Here is a 2,306-nt window from a genome sequence, read left to right as displayed (position 1 = left end):
CCTACGGGCACGTTGTAGGTGCCGCTGGCGTCCTCCAACTGATTGAGGAACCACAACCGCTGCTGCGCCAGGGAGAGTTCGACGGGCCCCGTCCGGTTGTGGCGGACCAACGGGGGACGCGTCCCCTCGATGTCGGCGATGATCCCCATCAGTGAGGCCACGGTCGGCGCCTGGAACAGGGCCTTGAGCGGGAGTTCCACGGAGAACGTGGAGCGCACGCCGTTGATCAGCCTGGTCGCGAGAAGCGAATGCCCGCCCAGGGAGAAGAAGTTGTCGTGCAGACCGACCTGCGAGAGGCCGAGGGTTTCGGCGAACAGCCCGGACAGGACCCGTTCCTGCTCGGTGACGAGGGTGCGGTGCGAGCCGCCCGCTCCCCCGCCGGACGCGGTGTAGCCGGGCGCGGGCAGCGCACGGCGGTCCAGCTTGCCGTTCGCGGTCACCGGAATGGCGTCGAGTGCGACCACCGCCGCCGGGACCATGTACTCCGGCAGCCGCGCCGCCACGAACTCCCTTACCGAGGCGGCGAGTCCGTGCGCCGCGGCGGCGGCCGACGTCGTGCCGCCGTTCTGTCCCGGCCGGTCGCCCGGGACCACGTACGCGACGAGGCGGCGGTCGCCGGGGACGTCCTCGCGCACCATGGCCACCGCGCGTCCCACGCCCGGGGCGCCCAGCACGGCCGTCTCGATCTCGCCGAGTTCGATCCGGAACCCGCGGAGCTTCACCTGGTCGTCGACGCGTCCGACGAACTCCAGCGCGCCGTCGGGCCGCCGGCGGACCAGATCCCCGGTGCGGTACATGCGTGCGCCGGCCGGGCCGAACGGGCAGGCCACGAGCCGTTCGGCGGTGAGTCCGGGGCGGTTGTGGTACGCCCGTGCCAGTCCCGCGCCCGAGGTGTACAGCTCACCGATCACACCCGGTGGCACCGGGGCGAGGTCGCCGTCCAGCACGTACACCCGGGTGTGGCCGATGGGCCGGCCGATCGGCACCCCGGCGTTCCCCGCCAGCTCGGCGGCCCGGATGGGGTGGGTCGTGGTGAAGGTGGTGTTCTCCGTCGGCCCGTAGCCGTTGACCAGGGTGACCGAGGGGGCCGATGCCAGCAGCGCGCGGCACTGCGCGGCGGCGATCACATCGCCTCCGACCAGCAGATACCGCAGACCGGCGAAGGCCCCGGCGTCCGCGTCGACGGCCTGGTGGAACAGCTCGGCCGTCAGCCACAGCGCGGTCACCTCGTGCGTGTGCAGGAAGGCGCGCAGTTCCGACGTCGACAGGGGGTCGGCAGGGGGGATCGCCAGGGTCGCTCCGTTGAGGAGCGTCCCCCATATCTCCAGGGTGGCGGCGTCGAACGACACCGAGGACAGCTGGCCGAAGACGTCACCGCCGCCGATTTCCATGAAGCCGCCGCCCCGGACCAGGCGGATCACCCCGGTGTGGGGGACGGCGACCCCCTTGGGCCGGCCGGTGGACCCGGAGGTGTAGATGAGGTAGGCCAGGTGGCCGGGGCGCAGGGGCACGGATCGCTCGGCGTCGGTCGGATCGGCCGCCGGGGCGTGCGACACCCCGGCGGCGGTCGCGGGGTCGTCGAGCGCGAGCACCTCGGTGCCGGTGTCGTGGGCCGCCTGCCGGATCGTGTCCCGTACGGCGCCCGTCGTCACGAGCACGGCCGGCCGGGTGTCCGCGAGCATGAACGCGATGCGATCGGCCGGGTACCGGTCGTCGATGGGCAGATAGGCGGCGCCGGCCTTCAGGACGGCCAGGAACACGGCGATGAGTTCGGCCGAGCGTTCCATGGCGACCGCGACCACCGATTCGGGTCCGACACCGTGGTCCATGAGCGATCGGGCCAGCCGGTTCGCCCGGGTGTTGAGTTCCCGGTACGTCCATGAGGACGGGCCGTCCACCACGGCGACCGCGTCCGGGGTGCGAGCGGCCCGGCCCTCGAAGAGGGCCGGGATGGTTCCCGCGGGCAGCGGGCGGGCAGTCCCGGTCCCGTCGTCGAGAATCCGCGCGCGCTCGTCCGGGGAGAGGATCTCGATGTCGCCGATCGCCCGGGCCGGGTCGGCGGAGGCCTCTTCGAGGATTCGTACCAGACGTTCCGCCAGCGCCTCGGCCGTGCCCCGGTCGAACAGGTCGGTGGCGTACTCCAGATAGCCGGTCAGGCCGTTGTCGGCGGCGTTCTCCCGGGGGCCCGCGGAGAGGGTCAGGTTGAGGTCCCATCGGGCGCCGGGCAGGTGGAGGGGCTGTTCCTCGCAGACCACGCCGGGCAGGCGGAGGGCGGCTCCCGCGTGTTCCTCCAGCGACAGCATGAC

General features: G+C 72.7%; 1 protein-coding gene. It reads right to left on the bottom strand.

All coding sequences use genetic code 11. From position 1 onward, the window contains the following. Window positions 1-2,306, bottom strand: a 2,306-nt coding sequence (locus WA762_RS35335) for a non-ribosomal peptide synthetase (protein ID WP_335941689.1), incomplete at both ends; no start/stop codon positions are given.

Origin of the sequence: Streptomyces tyrfis, from assembly GCF_037034285.1 — a bacterium.
Lineage (GTDB): Bacteria > Actinomycetota > Actinomycetes > Streptomycetales > Streptomycetaceae > Streptomyces.
This window is presented reverse-complemented; position numbering and strand designations above follow the sequence as displayed.